This window comes from Sphaerisporangium sp. NPDC049003 (assembly GCF_043197795.1).
In the GTDB taxonomy this organism is placed as follows: domain Bacteria; phylum Actinomycetota; class Actinomycetes; order Streptosporangiales; family Streptosporangiaceae; genus Sphaerisporangium.
The window spans coordinates 21,065-41,345 of the sequence record NZ_JBICTU010000025.1; the positions used below are offsets into that span (position 1 = coordinate 21,065).

Genomic DNA, 20,281 nt, shown 5'->3' on the forward strand with positions numbered 1-20,281 from the left:
GCGGCTACACGCTGAGCAGTGCCCGGGTGTTCTCCCAGCCTTCGAGGCCGGGGTCCAGCCGGGCGATGTCGCCGGGGCCGCGCAGGCGGTGCCAGCCGGGGCCGGTGGCGACCATGCGGCTTCCGGGCGCCTGGCCGCGGAGCCGTGCGACCACGTCGTGATCGTCCATGCCGGCCGAGGCCCACGCGGGGTACGGCAGCCTGGCGGCCATCGCCACCGCGCCGCCGTCGGCGGCCGGGCAGACCGCGATGGGCGCGCGGCCCAGCTCGCGGAAGAGCTTGCCGATCAGCAGCGGGGGCAGGTCGGGCGCGTCACCGCTGATCACCACCGCCTCCTCGCCGTACGGCCGGAGGGCGGCGAACGCCTCGGCGGGACCTGCCTGATCGGAGAGCGGGAACACGCGGGTGCCCGGCCAGGCGAGGTCGTCCAGCCCGTCCACACCGGCGGCGAGGATCACCGGCTCCACCAGGTCGAGCCCGGCGACGATCTCGTAGGTGTCCTCAGCCAGGGCGAGCAGGAAGTCGCCGGGGTCGATCCCGGGCGGCGCCCCCTTGCCCATCTCGGGCGTGACCAGGACGGCCGCGAGCCTCAACACTCCTCCACAGAACCATTGGCGGCCATGGAGTAGCCCTCCAGGAAGCCACGCGCGCGCTCGGCCTTGGGATAGCGCTCCACCAGCGCCCAGAAGCGGGGACCGTGACTCGGCACCAGCAGGTGCACCAGCTCATGCATGATCACATAGTCGACCACCCAGGAGGGCATGCCCCGCAGGCGCGTCGAGAGGCGGATGCTGCCGTGGTCAGGGGTACACGAACCCCAGCGGTGCCGCTGGTTGTCCACCCATCGCACGCTGGTCGGCCACGCCTGGTCGTCGAGATAGCGGGTGGCCAGCTCTTTGGCCCGCCCGAGCAGGTCGTCGTCGCTCGGGCGCCTGCGCTGCTCCTTGGCCGCCAGCCGATCGAGCATGCGGCGCACCCATTGTTCCTCATCCACACTGCTCAAACCGGCAGGCAGGAGCACGATGGTCTTGTCGCCATCGCGGTATGCGGATACGGTCCGCCGTCGGCGTGCACTCCGGCGGACCTCGACTGTCTCGGGGGGCACATATGCACGGTAGCCGAGACTTGTGGGATTCCACAGGGGGTGAATCACGTTTTCCCTGGTCAATCCGCGTTCGCGTAATGTTCAACAACCACTTGACTCACACCTGCCCCACGAGATGGTGAGCACGGGGCCTGCGAGACGGGACCGGTCCATTCTTGTTCGCCCAGGGCGCATCACCCCTGTCGCCGCCTCCCGCACCCATCCGGATCCGTGACCGCAGGACGGAGGCGGCCGGCTCCCGTCACCTGCTCAAAGGACGATCCGGCTCCGATCATCGTCTCGCGGAGGTCATCCGGTTCACGTCGTCGCCTCGCGGAGGTCATCCGGGTCACGTCGTCGTCTCCCGAGTTCCCCCCGGCTCGCCGCGTCGTCCTCCGAAGTTATCCACAGGTGGGCACAACCGGCCTCGGCCCGGGGTGGAGGTGTGCCAGGCTGCGCGACCGTGACCACTTCACCGCCTCCCGCACGCCGGCCCGCCCGGCAGCCCGTCCGGCCCCGGCTGAAGCCCGCGCTGCGCCGCCTCGACCGTGACGACCGCACCCTCCAGCTCGGCGTCCATCCCCTCCGGGCCGTGGTGCTGACCGATCTCGAACCCCGCATGCGCAGGTTCGTAGAAAGCCTCGACGGCACGCGCACGCTCGACGAGCTCATCGCCCATGGCGATCTCGACGAGGGCACCGTCCACCAGGTCATGCGCCTGCTGACCGAGCGCGGGCTGCTCGACGACGCGTCGGTGCGGCCCGAGCCGCTGCGCGGGTTGTCCGCCTCCGAGCGCGACCGGCTCGGGCCCGACCTCGCCGCCCTGTCCCTGTCACCCGCCGACGCGGGCGACGGCGGGCTGGCCGCGCTGGAGACCCGCCGCGCGGCCTACCTCCGGGTGTACGGCGCGGGCCGGGTCGGCGCCCAGATGGTCGCCCTCCTCGCCGCCGCGGGCATCGGCCACCTGTGCGTGGTCGACCCGGGCCCGGCCCGCCACGAGGACGTCGTCCCGGGCGGGCTCTCCTTCGCGGAGGTCGGGCTCTCCAGAGAAGACGGCGCCGTGGCGGTCGCGCGCCGCGTGGCGCCGGGCGTCAACGCCTGGACGGGCCGCGTGGCCTCCCACCTCACCGATGGCGCCCGCCGTCCCGACCTGGTGGTCCTGGCTCCCGTGGGGCCGCTCGACGGTGTGGTGGCCCGGGAGCTCGTGACCCTCGGCATCCCCCATCTGCTCGTGACGGCGGGTGAGGGGGTCGGCTCGGTGGGCCCCCTGGTGCTCCCCGGGCGCACCCCATGCCTGAGGTGCCTCGACCTGACCCGGCGCGACCGCGACCCCTCATGGCCGGTCGTCGGCGCCCGGCTCGGCGGTTTCCCTGCGGGCGAGATCGCCTGCGACACGGTGCTGTCAACGCTGGTCGCGGCGCAGGCGGCCGGTCATGTGCTGGGTTCTGTCGACGGCCTGGAGCCGATTGTGACCAATAGCACAGTTGACGTAATGCCTGATTGGCGTTGGAAAAAACGCTCGTGGAGCACTCATCCGCAATGTCGTTGTAGTCGAAACCAGTTCGGTCCGCTAACAATGGTCGCGTGAGTGACTTCCCCCAACATGCCGTGACGCGTTCCGCCAAGCTGGCGACGCTCCCTTTGGGGTTCGCCGGCCGCACCGCTCTCGGGCTGGGCAAACGGATCGGTGGGAAGTCCGCCGAGATCGTCGCCCAGGAGATCCAGCAGCGCACCTCCGAGCAGATCTTCCGGGTCCTGGGCGAGCTCAAGGGCGGCGCGATGAAGCTCGGCCAGGCTCTGTCGATCTTCGAGGCGGCGCTCCCGCCCGAGATCGCCGGGCCCTACCGGGCGACGCTGACCAAGCTGCAGGACGCGGCGCCGCCGCTGCCGGCGTCCACGGTGCACGCGGTCCTCACCGAGCAGCTCGGCGACGACTGGCGGGAGAACTTTCTGGAGTTCGAGGACACCCCCACCGCCGCCGCCTCGATCGGCCAGGTACACAAGGCCGTCTGGCACGACGGCCGGGAGGTCGCCGTCAAGATCCAGTACCCCGGCGCGGGCAAGGCGCTGCTGGCCGACTTCAACCAGCTCGCACGGCTCGGGAAGCTCTTCGGCGTGCTGTTGCCGGGGCTCGACATCAAGGCCGTGGTGGGCGAGCTGCGAGAGCGCATCTCCGAGGAGCTCGACTACCTCCGGGAGGCTGAGGCCCAGCACGGCTTCGCCATGGCGTTCCACGACGACCCCGACTTCCGCGTGCCGGACGTCATCGCCGCCAACGAGCAGATCCTGGTCACCGAGTGGATGGACGGCACACCGCTCTCCAGAATCATCTCCGACGGCACCAAGGAGCAGCGCGACCGCGCCGGGCTGCTGTTCGTGCGTTTCCTGTTCAGCTCCCCCGCCCGCGCCGGCATGCTGCACGCCGACCCTCACCCCGGCAACTTCCGCATCCTGCCCGACGGCCGCCTCGGGGTGCTCGACTTCGGCGCGGTGAACCGCATGCCCGACGGCTACCCCGAGGTCTTCGGCACGCTCACGCGCATCTTCAACAAGGGCGACATGAGCACCGTCGTCCAGGGCCTTCGCGACGAGGGGTTCATCCGTCCCCACATCGAGGTCGACACCGAGGCGCTGCGGGCCTTCCTCGCGCCGTACGTCGAGCCGACCCAGGTGGAGGAGTTCACCTTCAGCCGGGAGTGGCTCCAGCGGCAGGTCGCGACCGTGACCGATCTTCGCCCGACGAACGTCGTGCGCCAGCTCAACCTGCCGCCCTCGTACGTGCTGATCAACCGGGTCCACGCCGCGGGCATCGGTGTGCTGTGCCAGCTCGGCGCCACGGCGCGCTTCCGCGACGAGGTCGTCCGATGGGTCCCCGGCTTCTCCGACGACGACCCCGAGGGCATGCCCACCGCCCTCGCCGCCTCCTGAGCCCGCCCGTACCGGAAGACGGGTCAAGGTCGCTCGCGCCCTCACCGGAGGACGCGGGTACCTTGCCCTGACCGGAAGACGCGGTCGCTTTCGCCCTGCACGGAAGGCGCGACCGCTCTTGCCCTGGCCGGAGGACGCGGGTTCCTCACCCTGACCGGAAGACCCGACCACCCTCACCCTGACCGGAAGACCCGACCACCCTCGCCCTGACCGGAGGACTCGGGTTCTTTGCCCGTGCCGGAAGGCGTGGTCGCTTTCGGCCTGGCCGAAGGCGTGGAATTCTCGCGCTGATCCGGGGGCCGGGATTTTCGTGAACGCACGGTGAATCGGGGAGAGCGCACGGCGAAGGGGCGAATCCGGGTTGCCGGATCCGCCCCTTCGATTGTCATCTCCACGCGGTGGTCACGGCGGTTCCACGAGCATGCGGCGCCATGATCACGGGCGTGTCGTCATCGCGTCAGACCATGCGCGCGAGCGCCTGCCGCAAGCGTACGGAAGCGCGTTCGGCCTGCTTGCGGGCCCTCTGCACGCGGACGATCTTGTTGACGAGCCGTTGCTCCTCAGCCTCGCGGTGAAGGGTTTGTATTCGGTCGTGAACCAGTTCTTTGTGCATATAAGGCATCTCGCTGGTCCAAGAAGGAAGAGTGGCCATCGGAGTGGTCCTTTCGAAGTCTTTGGGCTTGCTAAGAAGGGTTACGAGGTGTTTCAGGCTGCGACCGGGGTCTTGCGAGGACGCCCACGCGGCCTCTTCTTGGGAACGACGGTTCCCCTGAGAACGAGCTCCCCGCCCCAGACGCCCCACGGCTCCTCGCGCTCCAGCGCGCGGGCCAGGCAGGCCTTCTGGATCGGGCACCCACCACAGAGTGCCTTGGCGAACTCGACGTCGTCGGGGGACTCGGCGAACCACAGGTCGGGGTCGGTACGACACGGGATATCGGCTTCGTCGACCAGGTCCATGGTCGTCCAAACCGCCATCTGCGTCACCTTTCTGTCTGCTGTTGATCTGGTCTTTTACCTCTTGGGTGGTCGGATCATGGCGGCCGGACAACAAGAAGGCCGCGGATCCTGGTACGGATCCGCGGCCTGGAGGCTTTATCAACCGGTCAGGTTGTGACCGGTTGCCTCCAGGGTGGCGGACCCTGCACCCCACCATTGGCGGTGCTCGTGGTCTGCGGGTCGCCGGCCTGTCGCTCGAAAGCGATCGGGTGCGCGGTGACCATGGCGGTGTCGCCGTAGGCGAAGGCGGCCGAGCCCAGGGCAGCCTGGACGCGGGCAGTCTTCTCCTGCCGAAGTTTCGCCGGGCCATCAGCCGTGAGGCCGAGGGTCGTGGGCGTGATCGGAGCGCTCATGCTCCGCTCGGCTGCGGCGGGAACGACAGTGCTGCTGCTCCGCAGGGAAGCGAGCCACGGCGTGGCGAACTTCGAGATCAGAATCGTCTTCACGGTGGTCACCTCCCAATCGAGTGCGGGGTCGGACGGGGATCGTCCGACCGGCTTGTGCATGACTCTAAACGCGGACCGCGCAGCCCGGCAACACATTTTCTACCTGCGATTTCACGGATTCGCGACACGAATCATGCACTCCTGCACGACCGAGACCGCAAGCTCTCCGGTGGGAGTGAACATCTGCCCCTGGGCGAGGCCGCGCGCGTTGCCCGACCACGGCGACTCCTGCGCGTACAGGACCCAGTCGTCGACCTTGAGCGGACGGTGGAACCACATGGCGTGGTCGAGGGAGGCGCCGATGACGTTCGAGGCGCCCCAGGCCAGCCCGTGCGACAGCAGCACGGTGTCGACCAGCGTGTAGTCGGAGGCGTAGGCCGCGAGCACGACGTGCAGGAGCGGGTCGTCCGGCAGGTCGGCGTCGTAGCGGAACCACACCTGCGTCTCGGAGCCGCGCAGCGAGGGGTCGCGGTGCGCCTCCCAGGTGAGCGGCGTGACGTAGCGCGCGTCCACCGGGCGCGGCTTGGCCAGCCACTCGCTCCAGGGCTCCGTGTCTCCCACCAGATCGCGCATACGGTCCTGGAAGATCGGCAGGGTCTCGGGTTCGGGCACGACCGGCATACTCGCCGCCTGGTGGCTGACGCCCTCCTCGAAGACGTGGAAGGACGCGGACAGCGCGAAGATGGTCTTGCCGTGCTGGATCGCGACCACCCGGCGGGTCGTGAAGGACCGGCCGTCGCGGACGCGCTCGACGTTGTAGACGATGGGGATCGCCGGGTCGCCGGGTCTGATGAAGTACGCGTGCAGCGAGTGGACCGGGCGGTCGGAGGGCACCGTGCGCCCCGCCGCCACCAGTGCCTGCGCCGCCACCTGCCCGCCGAAGACCCTCTGGATGCGCTCCTCCGGGCTCCGCCCCCGGAAGATGTCGAGCTCGATCTGCTCCAGGTCGAGCAGGTCGAGGACCTCCTTGAGCGCCTCGTTCACGTCACTTCCCCTCCGCGGCAGATCTCCAGCACGGCCTCGCCGTACCGCTCCAGCTTGACGCGGCCGATACCGGCGATCGAGAGCAGGCCTTCCTCGGATGTGGGGACCCGCTCGGCCATCGCCTGGAGCGTAACGTCAGTGAACACGACGTATGCGGGCACCTTCGCCTCTTTCGCCGCGTTCGTACGCCAGAGCTTAAGCCGTTCGAGCAGTTCCTCGTCATAGTCGGCGGGACAGGAGGAGCAGCGGCCGAGCTTCTGCTCGGCGCCGACGGTCAGGGTCTTGCCGCAGACCCGGCACTGGATCGGGGTCGCGACGCGGGACTGCCCGGAACGCCTGGCGCTCGCCTGAGCGCCCGTACGGCCTGCGGCGCCGGCGGTGACGCCGGTGAGCCCGTCCAGGAAGCGCGACGCGCGCCGGGCCTTGCGCCCCCCCGGCGAGCGGGCGAGCGCCCATGACAGGTGGAGGTGGGCGCGCGCGCGGGTGACGCCGACGTAGAGCAGGCGCCGCTCCTCCTCGACCTGCTCAGGGGTCTCGGCGTAGATGATCGGGAGCATGCCGTCGGTGAGGCCGACCAGGAACACCGCGTCCCACTCAAGACCCTTGGCGGCGTGCAGGGAGGCGAGCGTCACGCCCTCGATCGGCGGGGCGTGCTGCTCGGTGGCGCGGCGCTCCAGCTCGGCGACGAAGCGCGGCAGGTCGCCGCCCTCGGCCGCGAGGTCCTCGGCCAGCTCCGCCAGGGCGTTCAGCGACTCCCAGCGCTCGCGCGCGGTGCCGCCCCCCGGCGCCTCGGCGGTGAGGCCGATGCCGGCGAGGATGCCGTGGACGGCCTGCGCGAGCGGCTCCTGGTCGTTGGCCGAGCGAGCGGCCCCCCTCAGCAGCACGACGGCCTGCCGTACCTCGGGCCGCTCGAAGAACCTCTCGGCGCCGCGCAGGAGATAAGGAATGCCCGCTTGGGCGAACGCCTGCTCGTACACCTCGGTCTGGGCGTTGACGCGGAACAGCACCGCGATCTCGCGCGTGGGCACGCCCTGGGAGATCAGCTCCTTGACGCGCCTCGCGACGGTCTCGGCCTCTGCGGGCTCGTCGTCGCACTCGGCGAAGACCGGCCTCGGGCCGTCGGGCCGCTGCGCGACGAGCTCCAGCCGGTGGGGGGTGCGCGACTTCGCGAGCACGCTGTTGGCCAGGCCGACGACCTGCGGAGTCGAGCGGTAGTCGCGCACCAGCTTGATGACCGTGGAGGACGGGTGCTCGACGGCGAAGTTGGTGAGGTAGCGCGGCGTCGCGCCGCTGAAGGAGTAGATGGTCTGGTTCGGGTCGCCGACGACGCAGATGTCGTCACGCCCGCCGAGCCAGGTGTCGAGCAGGAGCTTCTGCAGCGGGTTGACGTCCTGGTACTCGTCGACCACGAAGTAGCGATATTGCCGGCGGATCTGGGAGGCGACCTCCTCGTGCTCGGTCATCACCGCGGCGGTGAGCTCAAGGATGGTCTCGAAGTCGACCAGGTGACGCCGGCGCCTCAGCGTCTCGTACGCCTCGTACAGGCGCGCGACCTCCTCGGGGGGGATCGGGGGCGTGCGGCCGGACTTCGCGGCGAGCCCGGGGTAGTCCTCCGGCCCGACCTGGGTGACCTTGGCCCACTCGATCTCGCTCGCCACGTCGCGGAGCTCGCCCCGGTCGGGGTTGCGCCGCAGCTCGCGGCAGGCGTCGATCAGGAGCGGCAGCTTGGACTCGACCACTTTCGGCGGATCGCCGCCGATCACCCGGGGCCAGAAGTAGGTGAGCTGGCGCAGCGCGGCGGCGTGGAAGGTGCGCGTCTGGACACCGTGGGTGCCGAGGTCGCGCAGGCGGTGCTTGAGCTCGCCGGCGGCACGCGTGGTGAAGGTCACGGCCAGAACGCCCTGCGCGTCGACCACGCCCGTGCGGACGGCGTGGGCGATGCGGTGGGTTATCGCCCGGGTCTTGCCCGTGCCCGCGCCGGCGAGCACGCAGACCGGCCCCCGCACCGCCTCGGCCACCTCGCGCTGCTCCGGGTCGAGCCCGGCGAGGGCGTCTTCGCGCTCCAACTGGGCCTCCTAACGTGCGATGCGGACAGGGGTGCTGGCATCATCCTTCCAGCAGCGAACCACGCGCGTGGCTTCTCATGTACACAACCCAGTGCTGTACGGGCATCATCAAGGCACCTGGGTGTCCGCCACCGGGGCGCTCGCGCGTGCACAACCGAGGCATTTTGCACCACAATGGGGTGTCATGATTACGGGGAAGGAAAGAGCCCAGTGAGAAGCGCGGTAACGGTGGGATCGCTCGCTCTGGCCGCCGCCGTGGCCCTGGCACCCGCCGTGGCGTCGCCGGCCGGTGCGATGACCGCTCCGTCCCCCACCCCCACCCCCACACCTACACCCACCCCCAGCGCCACTCCCTCGGAGGACGTGCTGGCCTCGACGGTGGTCCGCACCTACTCCTACGGGCGGCAGTCGGCGCACCAGCGCATGGACGTGTGGTGGCAGCCGGACGCGGGGCGCAGGCCGGGTGTGTTCGTCATCCACGGTGGCTGGTGGAGCGGCGGCGACAAGAAGTACATGACCGAGGTCACCCGCATGTACGCCTCGATGGGCTACACGGTCTTCAACATCAACTACCGGCTCTCGCAGGAAGCGCCGTGGCCGGCGCAGCGCACCGACACGCTGTCGGCCATCGCCACCGCCCGCAGGCACGCCGACCTGTTCTCCTTCGACCCCGACCGCTATGTCGTCATCGGGTTCTCCGCGGGGGGCCACCTCGCGACGGCCGTCGGCACGTACAAGGACGGCATCCCGGGGTTGCGCGGCGTCGTCGGGGTCTCCCCCGTGGTCTCCCCGCTCACCGCGTACTCCGACGGTGACGAGGGGGCCGACTTCGAGCAGCGCAAGCTCCGTCAGGCCGCCATCGCGCTCGCGGGCCACTGCCGTCCGACCGGCGCGTGCGCGAAGGTCTGGTCCAGCATGGAGGTGCCCTGGCACGCGAGCGCGCACGACGCGCCCGTACTGACCGTGCACTCCAAGGACGAGTTCGTCCCCGCCTACCAGAGCGAGTTGCTGAAGGAGCAGCTCAACCAGGTGGGTGTGGCGATGAACATCCGGGTCGTGCCGGGCATCAACCACAGCGCGCCGCTCTACCGCGAGCCCGGTGTCGCCACGGGCATCGCCGAGTGGGTCGCGGGCAAGCTGGCACCGCCCGCGCCGCCGAGGACGGACGCCCAGCAGCAGACCTCGGCGCAGCGGAAGACCGCGACGCAGCGGAACGCCTCCGCGCAACGGAACACCGCGATCCAGCGGAAGACCACGGTGCCGCGCAAGACCGCGGTTCAGCGGGACACGTCGGCCGAGCGGGACACGTCGTCCGAGCGGAAGACCCTGGCCGAGCAGAGGGCCGCGATCCACCTGCCCGGTCTTCACAAGGTCAGCGCCCGCAGATCCGTCTTCTAGAGCGCCGGGAACACGAGCGATCCTCACGGTGTTGCCAGCTAGTGGCCAATCGGAGGACGTGAAGGGATAAATCACGCTATGGCGCTCAAGGTCTACACCACCAGTTGGTGCGGTCCGTGCAAACGGCTGAAGAGCCAGCTGACGCGGGAAGGCATCTCCTACCAGGAGATCGACATCGAGGCCAACCCCGCCGCGGCGGAGTTCGTCATGAGCGTCAACGGCGGGAACCAGGTGGTCCCCACCGTCGTACTCGAAGACGGCACCGCGCTCACCAATCCCTCCGTCATCAAGCTGAAGGGGCTGCTCGCGCGCGCGCAGTCCTGAAGCGGCCACGGCAGGTCCAGCGGCGATCGGGGTCTCCCGGTCGCCGTTCGCCGTTCACGGACGTCCCGAGCGCGTACGGCCCGTACCCGCTCGCGGGCCTGGGGTTCACCAGTCTCCCTTCACGGATGTCCCGAGCGCGTAAGGCCCGTACTCGCTCGCGGGCCCGGGGTTCACCAGTCGCCGGGCAGGTACGAGCCGTACCACGTCTCGATGAGGCGGCGGGCGATGGAGACGCCGGGCGGGAGCCGGATCTCGCCGTTCTCCACGGCGGCGCCGAGCTCGGCGCGGGTCACCCAGAACGCCTCGGCGATCTCCTCGGGGTCACAGATGATCTTCGTGGTGGTGGCCTGCGCGAAGAAGCCGAGCATCAGGCTGCGCGGGAAGGGCCACGGCTGGCTCCCCATGTAGCGCGGGGCGGTGACGGTGACCCCCACCTCCTCGAACACCTCACGCGCGACGGCCTGCTCCAGCGACTCGCCGGACTCCACGAACCCCGCGAGGACCGAGAACCGCCCCTCGGGCCACTGCGGGCCGCGAGCGAGAAGGCAGCGGTCGCGGCCGTCGTGGACCAGCATGATGACGGCGGGGTCGACGCGGGGGAAGTGCTGGCTGCCGTCCTCGGGACAGACCCGCATGTGACCGCCGGCGGCGACGTTCGTCGGGGTGCCGCACCTCGGGCAGTGGTCGTGGGTGGCGTGCCACGCCTCCAGGGCGACGGCATTGACCAGCAGGCCGGCGTCGCGGTCGCCGAGCGCCGCCCCCGCCTTGCGCAGCCCTTCGGAGGCGACATCGGCCCAGTCGGGGACGTCCTGGATCGCCCCGGCCACCTCGGTGCCCCCGGGCAGCGGCAGCGGAGCCGGAAGTGGCAGCGGGGCCTCGACCGCGACGGCGAAGTACGCGACGCCCTGGGGGTCGACGCCGAGAAGGTAGCGCTCGCCCGCCGGTGCCTGATGCGGAGCCAGGAACACCAACTCGGCCGTGCCGTTGTGACGGCGGATCAGCGTGTTGCCGTCGTTGATGAGCAGGACACGCGTGCCTGGGTCGGCCCATGCAGACTTCAGCCAGGCCTCGTCGTTTCGGTGAAGAGCGGACCTGTCGACCCCTCCTCGCGCCAGAAGCAAGGGTCCGAGCAGCCCCTCCTGCGAGATCTCCTCCACGCGCGCCTCCTCCCAGCAGACTGTCCATCCTATGCCGCCCCCACCCGCCCGGAAGAACCGACCGAAATGCCCAGCGAACCCATGCCAACACGGACTTTCTTGGTGATTAGCATGTCGGGCAGCGGGATGATCTCCATACGGCTAGGATGCGCTAGTTAGGTTAGCCTTACCTGATCCGGGGGTGCCCTGCGTGCGGCTGTACCTCACCGCGCTCAATCCGACCGACTCGGTCACCAATGGATTCCTTCCCGCGGCCCGGGCGCTGGGATGCGAGGTGACGCTGCTCACCGACCAGCCCGAACGTCACCCCGGCGTGGAGGCCCTGCGGACCGACGTCCGCGACGTCCGCTCGGTGATCGACACGATCGCCCGTCACCACCCGCCCGAGGCGATCTTCTCCAACTCCGACCACATCCAGCCCGAGACCGCCCTGGCGGCCGACTATTTCGGGCTTCCCCGCAAGGACTGGTGCGCCTGCCTGACCGCCAAGAACAAGGCGCTCACGCGGGACAGGCTCGCCGCCGCCGGGGTGGAGACCGTCTGGTCCGTACGGCTCGCGCCCGGTGACCCGGTGCCCGGCGATCTGCCGTACCCGGTGGTGGTCAAGCCGCGCGAGGGGGTCGCCAGCGAGGACGTCGTCCTGGCCGTGGACGGCGGCGAACTGGCCCGGGTCGTGGAGGACATCCGTTCCCGGCGGCCCGGCGCGACGCTGGTCGCCGAGGAGTACCTCGAAGGGCCGCTGCACACGCTCGAAACGCTGGGCGACGGCCGCGCCCTGCACGTGCTCGGCGGGTTCCGCACCACCCTCGGCCCGCTGCCCCACTTCGTGGAGGAACGGCTCGACTGGCATCCTCCCGACCCCGCGTGGCAGGAGCACGTCCTCCGGGCTCTCACCGCGATCGGTGTCGGCTTCGGTGCCTGTCACACCGAGTACGTCCTCACCGCGCGGGGTCCGCGCATCGTGGAGGTGAACTACCGGGTCATCGGCGACACATGCGACTTCCTGCTCGCCGAGATGCTCGGGGTGCCGCTCTTCGAGTGGATCCTCCGCGTCCACCTGGGCGAGCCCGCCATGACGCCCCCGCACGCGGCCGGGCACGGCGCGGCGGTGAGCCTGATCGCCGGACGGTCCGGAACCATCCAGGAGGCTCCCGGAGACGTGACCGACACCATCCAGGGCGTACGGCTCTGCCACCGGCCGCTGCGGCCGGTGGGAGAGACCGTCGAGCTGACCCGCACCAACCGCGACTACCTTGGCATCGTCCGTGCCACCGGTCCGGACGAGCAGGCCGTGAACGGGGCGATCGACGCCTTCCGGGCCCGCTCCCCCTGGGTCGTCGAATGACCCCCGCGACCGTGGAACACGACGCACCCCGCTCGGCCGTTCTGGGGCGCGGCGGGGACACCGCCGAGTCCTACCTCGCGGCTCGCGTGCTGAACGCGCTGCTCCGTGAGGACTACGGCGGGCTGGCCGCCCGCATGACCCGGACCAAGGACGGTGTTCAGCTCGTCCTGCCCACGGGGCGGCGGGTACGGCTGGCGCCCGGCCGGTTGTATCAGGACTTCGTGGTCGCCGGTGATGAGTCACTGACGCTAGACGAGGTGCTGAGCACGCTCACCGGGATCGCCGACCCGGCCGACGTCGGAGGGGTGGCCGCCTTCACCGAGGAGTGCCGCGCGGCCCTGCGCGCGTACGAACTGCACGCCGCGCACCGGGCGGACGTACTCAGTCGCCTCCGCCGCGAGCCGGGAACCGCGTCGGGCCGTTCAGCCGGTCACGGGGGTCTCGCGGGTTCGGCGGGTCAGGCAGGTTCGGCGGGTTTCGTGAGTTCCGCGGGGGTGATCGGTTCGGGGGGTGGGGAGGTTCGGGCGTTTCCGAGCGTTGTCTACGAGACGTTGGGGGCGTTCGCCGATCACCCGGTGTACCCGACCTCACGGTCGCGGCTCGGCCTCTCTGATGAGCAGGTGACCGCCTACGCGCCCGAGTTCGCGCCGAGCTTCGCGCTCCGCTGGGCGGCGGTGCCGATCGACCGGGTCACCCGCTCGGGAGACCTTCCCCACTGGTGGCCGGCCGCCGCGGACCCCTCGTACGCGCCGTTCCCCGCAGACCCTCCGTACGTGCCGTTCCCCGTACACCCCTCGTACGTGCCGTTCCCCGTACACCCGCTGACTCTGGACGCGGTGCGGGAGATACCGGGCGTGGTCGTCCACGACGAGCCGTACCTGGTGGTGCGGCCCACGCTGTCCATGCGCACCGTCGAGGTGGACGCCCGCACGCATCTCAAGCTGCCCCTGGCCACCAGCACTCTCGGAGCGCGCAACCGCAGGTCCATCAAGCCGGGCACTCTGGGCGACGGCGCGCGAGCGGAGCGGCTGCTGCGTGAGGCGCTGCTCAGGGAACCCGACCTCGACGTGCTCCTCGCCGACGAGCAGACCTACGCCCACGCCGGGAACGAGCACCTCGGCTGGATGGTCCGCCGCCTGCCGCCCGGAGAAATCGTCTCGATCGCCGCCCTGCTGGCCCCGTCGCCCACCCGGACCGCCGGGCCCCGCGTGCTCGACGACCTGGCCGCGCGGTATCACGGCGGGGATGTCAGCGCGCTGCTGCTCTGCTACCTCCGGGTGCTGTTCACGTGGAATGTCAGGCTGTTCGTCACGTACGGCATCGCGCTGGAGGCACACCAGCAGAACCTCTCCCTCGTCTTCGGCGAGGGGACGACGCGGTTGCTGGTCAAGGACAACGACGGGCTGCTCGCCTCGCCGGACCGGCTGCTCGCCGCGGGCCTCGCCGTGCCGGACTTCGCCGACCGGCGGCTGCTGACCGACGACCCGCATGCCCTCGCGGACGTGTTCGTGACGATCACCCTGCACCTGGCCGCCGCCGCGATCGCGTTCGGGGCCGGCCACGGCGAGTTGGTCGCGGCAGCCCTCGAAGGCGCCCTCGCTCAGCACGGTGGTCATCCGATGGCCCGGCTGCTGCGCGCGCGGACGCTGGACGCCGCGCGGCTGGTCGGCAAGTCCATGGTCAGCGCGGGAACCCTGGTGGACCGGGCACGCATCGGCGCCGCCGACATCAACAAGCACTACGGCACCAGCGGCCCGAACTACCTGCGCCGCCATTCTCGCAGAGAGGCGAACCATTGAACGGCGTCGTGCTCGACTCCCCCACCCGCGGCTCTTCCGACCTCGACTCCTCCGGTCGCGGCGCTTCTGACCTCGACTCCTCCGACCTCGGCTCTTCCGGTCGCGGCGCTTCCGGCCTCGACTCCTCCGGACACCGCTCGGCTGGACACGGGGCCTCCGGCCTCGGCTCGTCCGGCCTCGCGGCGGGCGGATCGGAGGAGGTCGCGCGGGGGATCGCGGAGGAGGCGTCACTGGCGGCACTGCTGCGCTGCTGCGTGCGGGAGGTGGCGGGCCCGCGTGGCCAGGTGTGGGCCACCGCGCCTTTCCTGCTGCTGCGCCTGGCGGGGAGCCTCATCCGCGTGCCCACCTCGGGTGGCCTGGCCCTCCGCTTCGACGGCCCGGCCGAGCGCCTGGAGTACGGGTGCTGGCATCCCCTCTCCGTGGACCGTCTCGTACGTCTCGTCGAAACCGAGCTCGGCGGCGGCCAGGACACCGGCACCAGCACCAGCACCAGCACCAGCGATGGCGCCGGGCACGACGAGGGCGGAACCAACGCGACCTGCAAGGAGGCCGGGACGAGCGCGGGGCACAACGAGGAGTTCGCGGGGCAGGTGGCCGGCAGCCGGGAGGCGATCGCGATCCTGCTGCGCGAGCGGGCGTCCACGGCGGCGCCGGAGGATCCGTGGCTGGCCTCCGAGCAGGCGCTCGTCTTCGGGCATCCGTTTCATCCCTCGCCGAAGTCCCGGGGCGGGTCGGCATGGGTGCGGTACGCGCCGGAGGCACACGCCGCGTTCCCGCTCCGGCTGCTCGGCGTACGTGACGACCTGGTGGAGGCCGGGGGCGATCCCGGAGTTCTCGACGGACTGGGCCAAGCGCCCCCTGGATACACGCTGCTGCCCGCCCACCCGTGGCAGCTTGAGCTGCTCGGCGCCGAGCTTGCCGCCCCGTTCGCGGACGGCCGGCTCGTGGACCTCGGGCACGGCACCCTGCCGACGGTTCCCACCTCGTCGGTGCGCACGGTGTACGAGCCGCATATCGGCAAATGCCTGAAGTTCAGCATCGATGTGCGGATCACGAACTGCGTGCGGAAGAACGCCTGGTACGAGCTGGCCGCGGCGGCTGAGCTGAGCAGGCGGCTGGAGCCGGTGTTCGGCGACCTCGCCGAACGCCTTCCGGGGACTGGCTGGCTTCCCGAGCCCGGATACCGGTCCGCGTCGCTCGGCACACGCCTGCTCGAAGGCCTCGGGGTGATCGTCCGCTCCAGCCCGTGGGAGGTCACGGGGCCGGGCATCACGCCCGTACTGGCCGGCGCGCTCGCCGCACTCGGGGACGGTACGCGGGACATGGGCGGCCACTCCGAAGACGAGGCCGGGGGCGTGCGCGGAACGGTCGCGGGCGCCACGCTCCACTCCGGGGCCGGGACGGGGGACGTCTGGGGTGCGGTGGTCGGGGCCATGCGACGGGATCCGGTGGGTTGGTGGGGGGCCTATGTCGATCACGTCGCGCTGCCGGTGCTCGACGCGTACTTCCGGCACGGCGTGGTGCTGGAACCCCACCTTCAGAACGTGCTCGTGGGCATCGACTCCGCAGGCATGCCAGGTGAAGCCATATTTCGGGATATGGAAGGCACCAAGCTCGTTGCCGGACGGCACGACGTCTCCGGCCTGCCCAATTCGGTCGCGAGGGCCGCCACCTATGACGCCACGCGTGGCTGGAACCGCGTGGTCTACTGCGTCATGGTGAACCACCTCCCCGAGATCGCGGCCACGGTCGCAGGCTCGGCGACACTCCCTGGCGGAACGGCCGTGGAGCAGGTGGCATCCTGCGGCAGAGACGAACTGCTGCGTGAGCTGTGGGCCGACGCGCGCACCCGGGTCACCCGGTACGCCGACGAGAACGGCCGGCCGCTGCCTCTGGGCGACCTGCTGGCCGGGGTCCCCCTGCCCGCCAAGGCCAACCTGTCGACCCGATGGGCCCGCTCGGCCGACCGCGACGCCGGGTACGTCCCTGTGGCCAACCCCTTCGCGGGAGGACACGCGTGAACGTCGCATTCGTCCCTGTGGACCAATCCCATCGCGAGAGGGTCGGCATGATCGTCCCTGTGGGCGACGCCTTCATGGGAGGGGGCGTGTGATCGTTCCTGATCGGGTTCGGGAGCGGGCGCTTCGGCTGGCTGACGCGCTGCCGGCATACGTGTACGACATGTCCGCGCTGGACAGGCACGCGTCCGCCGTACGGCGGGCGCTGCCCGGGGTCGAGATGTACTACGCGGTCAAGGCCAACCCCGACCCCGCGCTGCTGCGCGCGCTGGCCCCCTACGCCGACGGCTACGAGGTGTCCTCCATAGGCGAGGTCGCCCACGTGCGGTCGGTGCTGCCGGACGCCCGGCTCGCGCTGGGCGGTCCGGGCAAGACCGACGCCGAGCTGGCCCTCGACGTCCACCGCGTCCACGTCGAGAGCCCCGGCGAGCTGCGCCGCCTCATCGCCGCAGGCCGTCCACGGGGCGGTCGCCTCATCGACGCCGCCCGCCCACCGGGTGATCGCCTCATCGACGCCGGCCGCCCGGTGGACGCGCTGCTGCGGGTCAACCTGGACGTCCCTGTGGAGGGCGCGTCGCTGACGATGGGCGGCGGCGCGACGCCCTTCGGCATGGATCCCGACGGGATAAGCGAGTGCCTGGAGCTCCTCCGGGGCCAGAACCGGGTACGGCTGCGCGGCGTCCACGCTCACCTGGCCAGCGGGCTCCAGGCCGGCGAGCTGCTCGACCTCGCCAAGGCCGTGATGTCCTTCGGCCGCGAACTGGAGGCGGCGGAGATCAACCTCGGCGGCGGGATGGCCGTGTCGTACACCGACCCCGAGGAGCGGTTCGACTGGGAGGCCTACGGACAGGGCCTCGCGGGCCTGCGGCGGCCCGGCGAGACGCTGCGCGTCGAACCCGGCCGGGCGCTGACCGCCTACTGCGGCTGGTACCTCACCCGCGTGCTCGACGTGAAGCGCGTCCACGGCGAGGTGTTCGCCGTGGTCACCGGTGGCACCCACCACCTGCGCACCCCGGTGGCCAAGGGCCACGATCAGCCCTTCGCCGTCCTACCGACCGGCCGTCCGAGCCGTCCGAGCCATCCGGGGCACCCGGGGCATCCGGGCTGTACGAGCCCCGGGGTCATCCCCGGCACCCCGGTCAGCGGGGGCAGGCAGGGTACTTCCCCCCTGCCCCGCGGGGTCACCGACGAGCTGGTCACGATCGTCGGCCAGCTCTGCACGCCCAAGGACGTGTTCGCCCGGCGCGTCCTCACGTCGGTGAACGTGGGTGACATCGTCGCCTTCGGCATGGCCGGCGCCTATGCCTGGACCATCTCCCACCACGACTTCCTCATGCACCCGAAACCGGGCTTCCACTACCTGACCTGACCCGCCTCCTCCCCGCCGTCCTGCAGGGGTGCCGGAGCCCCCGCCGCCCCGGACCCGCACGCCACGCTCCCCCCCCGCCCCGGACCCGCACGCCCCGGACCCGTGCGCCACGGTCCCCGTCATCCCGGAGGGAGCTGCGTGAAGTGGTCTCCGCCGGTCCGTAGTTGGTTGAGGGTGTGGCCGGTGGCCTGTTTGAACAGGTATTCGGCCCGTTCGTAGGAGAGCCTGCGGCGGCCGGTCTCGGGGCACAGGTCGCCGGGGGCGGGGGGACGGCCGGGGCCGGGCCTGCGGTCCGACAGGAACAACGGACCACGGCGACGGCCCGCGAGGAGGCGGGGGATCAGATCGGCGGTGCCGGACCGCCACTGGATCCAGCGTGACCCGCCGGTCGGCTTCGCGCGCATGCCGGCCAGATCGAGGTCCTCGACGTTGAGCGCGAGCGCGGCGCCCACACCGGCCCCACTCTCGTAGAGCAGCATCCACAAGGTGCGCTCGCGCAGGGCGAGGTCAGGTCGTTCCCACAGCTCCTCGACGCGCGGGCGGTCGATGGGGCGGGTACGTCCCCGGGGCTCGGGCCGCCGCTCGATCCCGGCGGCCAGGTCATCGATTCTTCCTGCTTGCGCGCCGACGGCCAGGTCACCTGGCGGCCGGTCCTGGGCGGCGGCGACCAGGTCATGTGTCCGCCGTTCGCCGGTCGCCGCGGCGCCGGGGGTTCGGGCCTGGGCGGCGGCCCAGGTGGAGAAGGAGCGGACGGCGGCGCGGTGGCGGTTCCACGTGGCGGGGGCGACGTTCCCCCAGGCGGCGGTGAAGGCCGCGACGACCTGTCCCGCGGTCACGTGCGGCAACGGGACGTCGTCCCCGAGTTCGCGGCACAGCCGGCGCATGGTCTGCCCGTAGGAGCGGACGGTCGCGGCGTCCAGGTCGTCACGGGCCAGGAAGGCGCTCGCGGCCCCGCCCAGCGTGACGCCCGTCCCCGGCGTGGCCCCTCCGGCGCCGGTACGGATCGCGGCGGCATCAGCGCAGGTCGCATCAGCGCAAGCGGCGGCATACGCGACATCGGCCGAGGCGGCGGCACACGCGGCGTCAGCGGAGGCGGCGGAGGCGGCGGCGCGTTCGAGGAGGATCTTGCGTTCGGGCAGGTTCAGGGTGAGCGTCGCGGCGCGTTCGAACTCCTGCCTGGCCTCTTCGTGGCGGCCGAGCCTGGCCATCAGATCGCCGCGCACGCTCGGCAGGCGGTGGTACCCCTTGAGCGCCGGCTCGGTGACCAGCGTGTCGGCGAGCGCCAGGCCCGCCTCAGGGCCGTGCGCCATGGCCAGCGCGACGGCGCGGTTGAGCTGCACGACCGGCGTGGGCAGCACCCGGGCGAGGGTCGCGTAGAGTGCGGCGATCCGCGCCCAATCGGTCTCTTCCGCTGTACGGGCGCGCGCGTGGCATACGGCGATGGCGGCCTGCAGGACGTACGGGCCGAGGGGTCCACCGGCCTCCCTCGCGCGCAGCATGGCCGCGAAGCCCCGGCGGATGTGAAGCTGGTCCCAGCGCCCTCGGTTCTGCTCGTGCAGCGCGACGGGCTCCCCCGACGGCCCCGTACGGGCGGCCAGCCGCGAGGACTGGAGCTCCATCAGCGCGACCAGTCCGTGCGCCTCGGCCTCGCCCGGCGTCAGCCCGGCCAGCAGCCGGCCGAGGCGCAGGGCCTCGTGGCACAGGCCCTTGCGCATCCAGCCGTCGCCTGCGGTCGCCACATACCCCTCGTTGAAGATCAGGTAGATGGCCTCCAGGACCGACGACAGCCGCGCCGCCCGGTCCGGCCCCTCGGGAACCTCGAAGGGGAGCCGGAGGGTCGCGATGGTGCGCTTGGCCCGGACGACGCGCTGGGCGACCGCCGCCTCCGAGACGAGGAACGCACGGGCGATCTCCTCGGTGCGCAGGCCGCCGAGCAGCCGCAACGTCAGTGCCACCCGGGACTCGGCCGGCAGCGCCGGGTGGCAGGAGACGAACATCAGGCGCAGGACGTCGTCGCCCACCTCGCCGTCGAGGGTCGCGTCGACGTCGGCCTCGGCGGTGTCCTGCCGCGTGGCGAGCTCGCGGGCGAGCTGCTCGTGCCTTCGGTCGAGCCGCTCGTCGCGCCGCGACCGGTCGATGGCGCGACGCTTGGCGACGGCCATGAGCCAGGCGCCCGGATTATCCGGAACACCCGACTCCGGCCACTGTTCGAGGGCGGCGAGGAGCGCGTCCTGCGCCAGTTCCTCGGCCAGGCCCACGTCGCCCACCATCCGGACGAGCCCGGCGACGACCCTCGCCGACTCCATCCTCCAGACCGCGTCGACCGCGCGGTGGGCGTCCTTGGACGTCACGTGCTCGATCAGAGCAC

Annotated in this window: 17 protein-coding genes; 8 read left to right on the forward strand and 9 right to left on the reverse strand. The window is 71.3% G+C overall.

Features of this window, described 5'->3' with window-relative positions:
- Positions 1 to 4 precede the first annotated feature (4 nt).
- Together ACGFIV_RS26095 and ACGFIV_RS26100 are read right to left on the reverse strand one after the other, a co-directional pair.
- Positions 5 to 595, reverse strand: coding sequence for a DUF2064 domain-containing protein (locus ACGFIV_RS26095; RefSeq protein ID WP_358547107.1), 591 nt, complete (start codon positions 593 to 595; stop codon positions 5 to 7).
- Positions 589 to 1,104, reverse strand: coding sequence for a M48 family metallopeptidase (locus ACGFIV_RS26100; protein ID WP_358547104.1), 516 nt, complete (start codon positions 1,102 to 1,104; stop codon positions 589 to 591). The genes ACGFIV_RS26095 and ACGFIV_RS26100 overlap by 7 nt, the downstream gene beginning before the upstream one ends.
- Positions 1,105 to 1,546: 442 nt before the next feature.
- Between ACGFIV_RS26100 and ACGFIV_RS26105 the strand changes: the two genes are divergently transcribed.
- Both ACGFIV_RS26105 and ACGFIV_RS26110 read left to right on the forward strand, forming a co-directional pair.
- Positions 1,547 to 2,671 carry a ThiF family adenylyltransferase gene (locus ACGFIV_RS26105; protein ID WP_392838028.1) on the forward strand — a complete coding sequence of 375 codons (1,125 nt, stop codon included), beginning with the start codon at positions 1,547 to 1,549 and terminating at the stop codon, positions 2,669 to 2,671.
- Positions 2,668 to 4,011: an AarF/UbiB family protein gene (locus ACGFIV_RS26110; RefSeq protein ID WP_358547098.1), complete on the forward strand. Its 1,344-nt coding sequence runs from the start codon at positions 2,668 to 2,670 to the stop codon at positions 4,009 to 4,011. The genes ACGFIV_RS26105 and ACGFIV_RS26110 overlap by 4 nt, the downstream gene beginning before the upstream one ends.
- 457 nt (positions 4,012 to 4,468) lie before the next feature.
- Here the strand turns inward: ACGFIV_RS26110 and ACGFIV_RS26115 are convergent, their stop codons facing one another.
- From ACGFIV_RS26115 to ACGFIV_RS26135, 5 genes are all read right to left on the reverse strand, one after another.
- The gene (locus ACGFIV_RS26115; protein WP_358547096.1) at positions 4,469 to 4,663 is read right to left on the reverse strand and encodes a hypothetical protein; all 195 of its coding nucleotides are present in this window, start codon (positions 4,661 to 4,663) and stop codon (positions 4,469 to 4,471) included.
- Positions 4,664 to 4,716: 53 nt separating this feature from the next.
- Positions 4,717 to 4,986 (reverse strand): WhiB family transcriptional regulator, encoded by a 270-nt coding sequence (locus tag ACGFIV_RS26120; RefSeq protein WP_358547093.1) that lies wholly within the window; start codon positions 4,984 to 4,986, stop codon positions 4,717 to 4,719.
- 128 nt (positions 4,987 to 5,114) lie between these two features.
- Positions 5,115 to 5,453, reverse strand: coding sequence for a hypothetical protein (locus tag ACGFIV_RS26125; RefSeq protein ID WP_358547090.1), 339 nt, complete (start codon positions 5,451 to 5,453; stop codon positions 5,115 to 5,117).
- Positions 5,454 to 5,564: 111 nt separating this feature from the next.
- A complete protein-coding gene (locus tag ACGFIV_RS26130; RefSeq protein ID WP_358547087.1) occupies positions 5,565 to 6,437 on the reverse strand; it encodes an acyl-CoA thioesterase II in 873 nt (290 codons plus the stop codon).
- Positions 6,434 to 8,503: an ATP-dependent DNA helicase UvrD2 gene (locus ACGFIV_RS26135; RefSeq protein WP_358547084.1), complete on the reverse strand. Its 2,070-nt coding sequence runs from the start codon at positions 8,501 to 8,503 to the stop codon at positions 6,434 to 6,436. The genes ACGFIV_RS26130 and ACGFIV_RS26135 overlap by 4 nt, the downstream gene beginning before the upstream one ends.
- Positions 8,504 to 8,713: 210 nt before the next feature.
- Here ACGFIV_RS26135 and ACGFIV_RS26140 point away from each other — a divergent pair, with 210 nt between their 5' ends.
- Positions 8,714 to 9,901, forward strand: coding sequence for an alpha/beta hydrolase fold domain-containing protein (locus ACGFIV_RS26140; protein WP_358547081.1), 1,188 nt, complete (start codon positions 8,714 to 8,716; stop codon positions 9,899 to 9,901).
- A 78-nt stretch (positions 9,902 to 9,979) separates the two neighbouring features.
- Positions 9,980 to 10,225 carry a mycoredoxin gene (locus tag ACGFIV_RS26145; protein ID WP_358547078.1) on the forward strand — a complete coding sequence of 82 codons (246 nt, stop codon included), beginning with the start codon at positions 9,980 to 9,982 and terminating at the stop codon, positions 10,223 to 10,225.
- A 170-nt stretch (positions 10,226 to 10,395) separates the two neighbouring features.
- Here the strand turns inward: ACGFIV_RS26145 and nudC are convergent, their stop codons facing one another.
- On the reverse strand, positions 10,396 to 11,382 hold the full coding sequence (nudC, locus tag ACGFIV_RS26150; protein ID WP_358547076.1) for an NAD(+) diphosphatase: 987 nt from the start codon (positions 11,380 to 11,382) through the stop codon (positions 10,396 to 10,398).
- A gap of 190 nt (positions 11,383 to 11,572) precedes the next feature.
- On the opposite strand from nudC, the gene ACGFIV_RS26155 reads away from it, so the two are divergent.
- The 4 genes from ACGFIV_RS26155 to ACGFIV_RS26170 all read left to right on the forward strand — a co-directional run bounded on the left by ACGFIV_RS26155 (position 11,573) and on the right by ACGFIV_RS26170 (position 17,913).
- On the forward strand, positions 11,573 to 12,727 hold the full coding sequence (locus tag ACGFIV_RS26155; protein WP_392838029.1) for a siderophore biosynthesis protein: 1,155 nt from the start codon (positions 11,573 to 11,575) through the stop codon (positions 12,725 to 12,727).
- Positions 12,724 to 14,526 carry an IucA/IucC family protein gene (locus tag ACGFIV_RS26160; protein ID WP_358547070.1) on the forward strand — a complete coding sequence of 601 codons (1,803 nt, stop codon included), beginning with the start codon at positions 12,724 to 12,726 and terminating at the stop codon, positions 14,524 to 14,526. The genes ACGFIV_RS26155 and ACGFIV_RS26160 overlap by 4 nt, the downstream gene beginning before the upstream one ends.
- The gene (locus tag ACGFIV_RS26165) at positions 14,523 to 16,547 is read left to right on the forward strand and encodes an IucA/IucC family protein (RefSeq protein ID WP_392838030.1); all 2,025 of its coding nucleotides are present in this window, start codon (positions 14,523 to 14,525) and stop codon (positions 16,545 to 16,547) included. The genes ACGFIV_RS26160 and ACGFIV_RS26165 overlap by 4 nt, the downstream gene beginning before the upstream one ends.
- Positions 16,548 to 16,635: 88 nt before the next feature.
- A complete protein-coding gene (locus ACGFIV_RS26170; RefSeq protein ID WP_392838031.1) occupies positions 16,636 to 17,913 on the forward strand; it encodes an alanine racemase in 1,278 nt (425 codons plus the stop codon).
- Positions 17,914 to 18,032: 119 nt separating this feature from the next.
- Here ACGFIV_RS26170 and ACGFIV_RS26175 read toward each other — a convergent pair whose 3' ends face one another.
- Positions 18,033 to 20,264, reverse strand: a complete 2,232-nt coding sequence (locus ACGFIV_RS26175; protein ID WP_392838032.1) for a sigma-70 family RNA polymerase sigma factor — start codon at positions 20,262 to 20,264, stop codon at positions 18,033 to 18,035.
- Positions 20,265 to 20,281 lie beyond the last annotated feature (17 nt).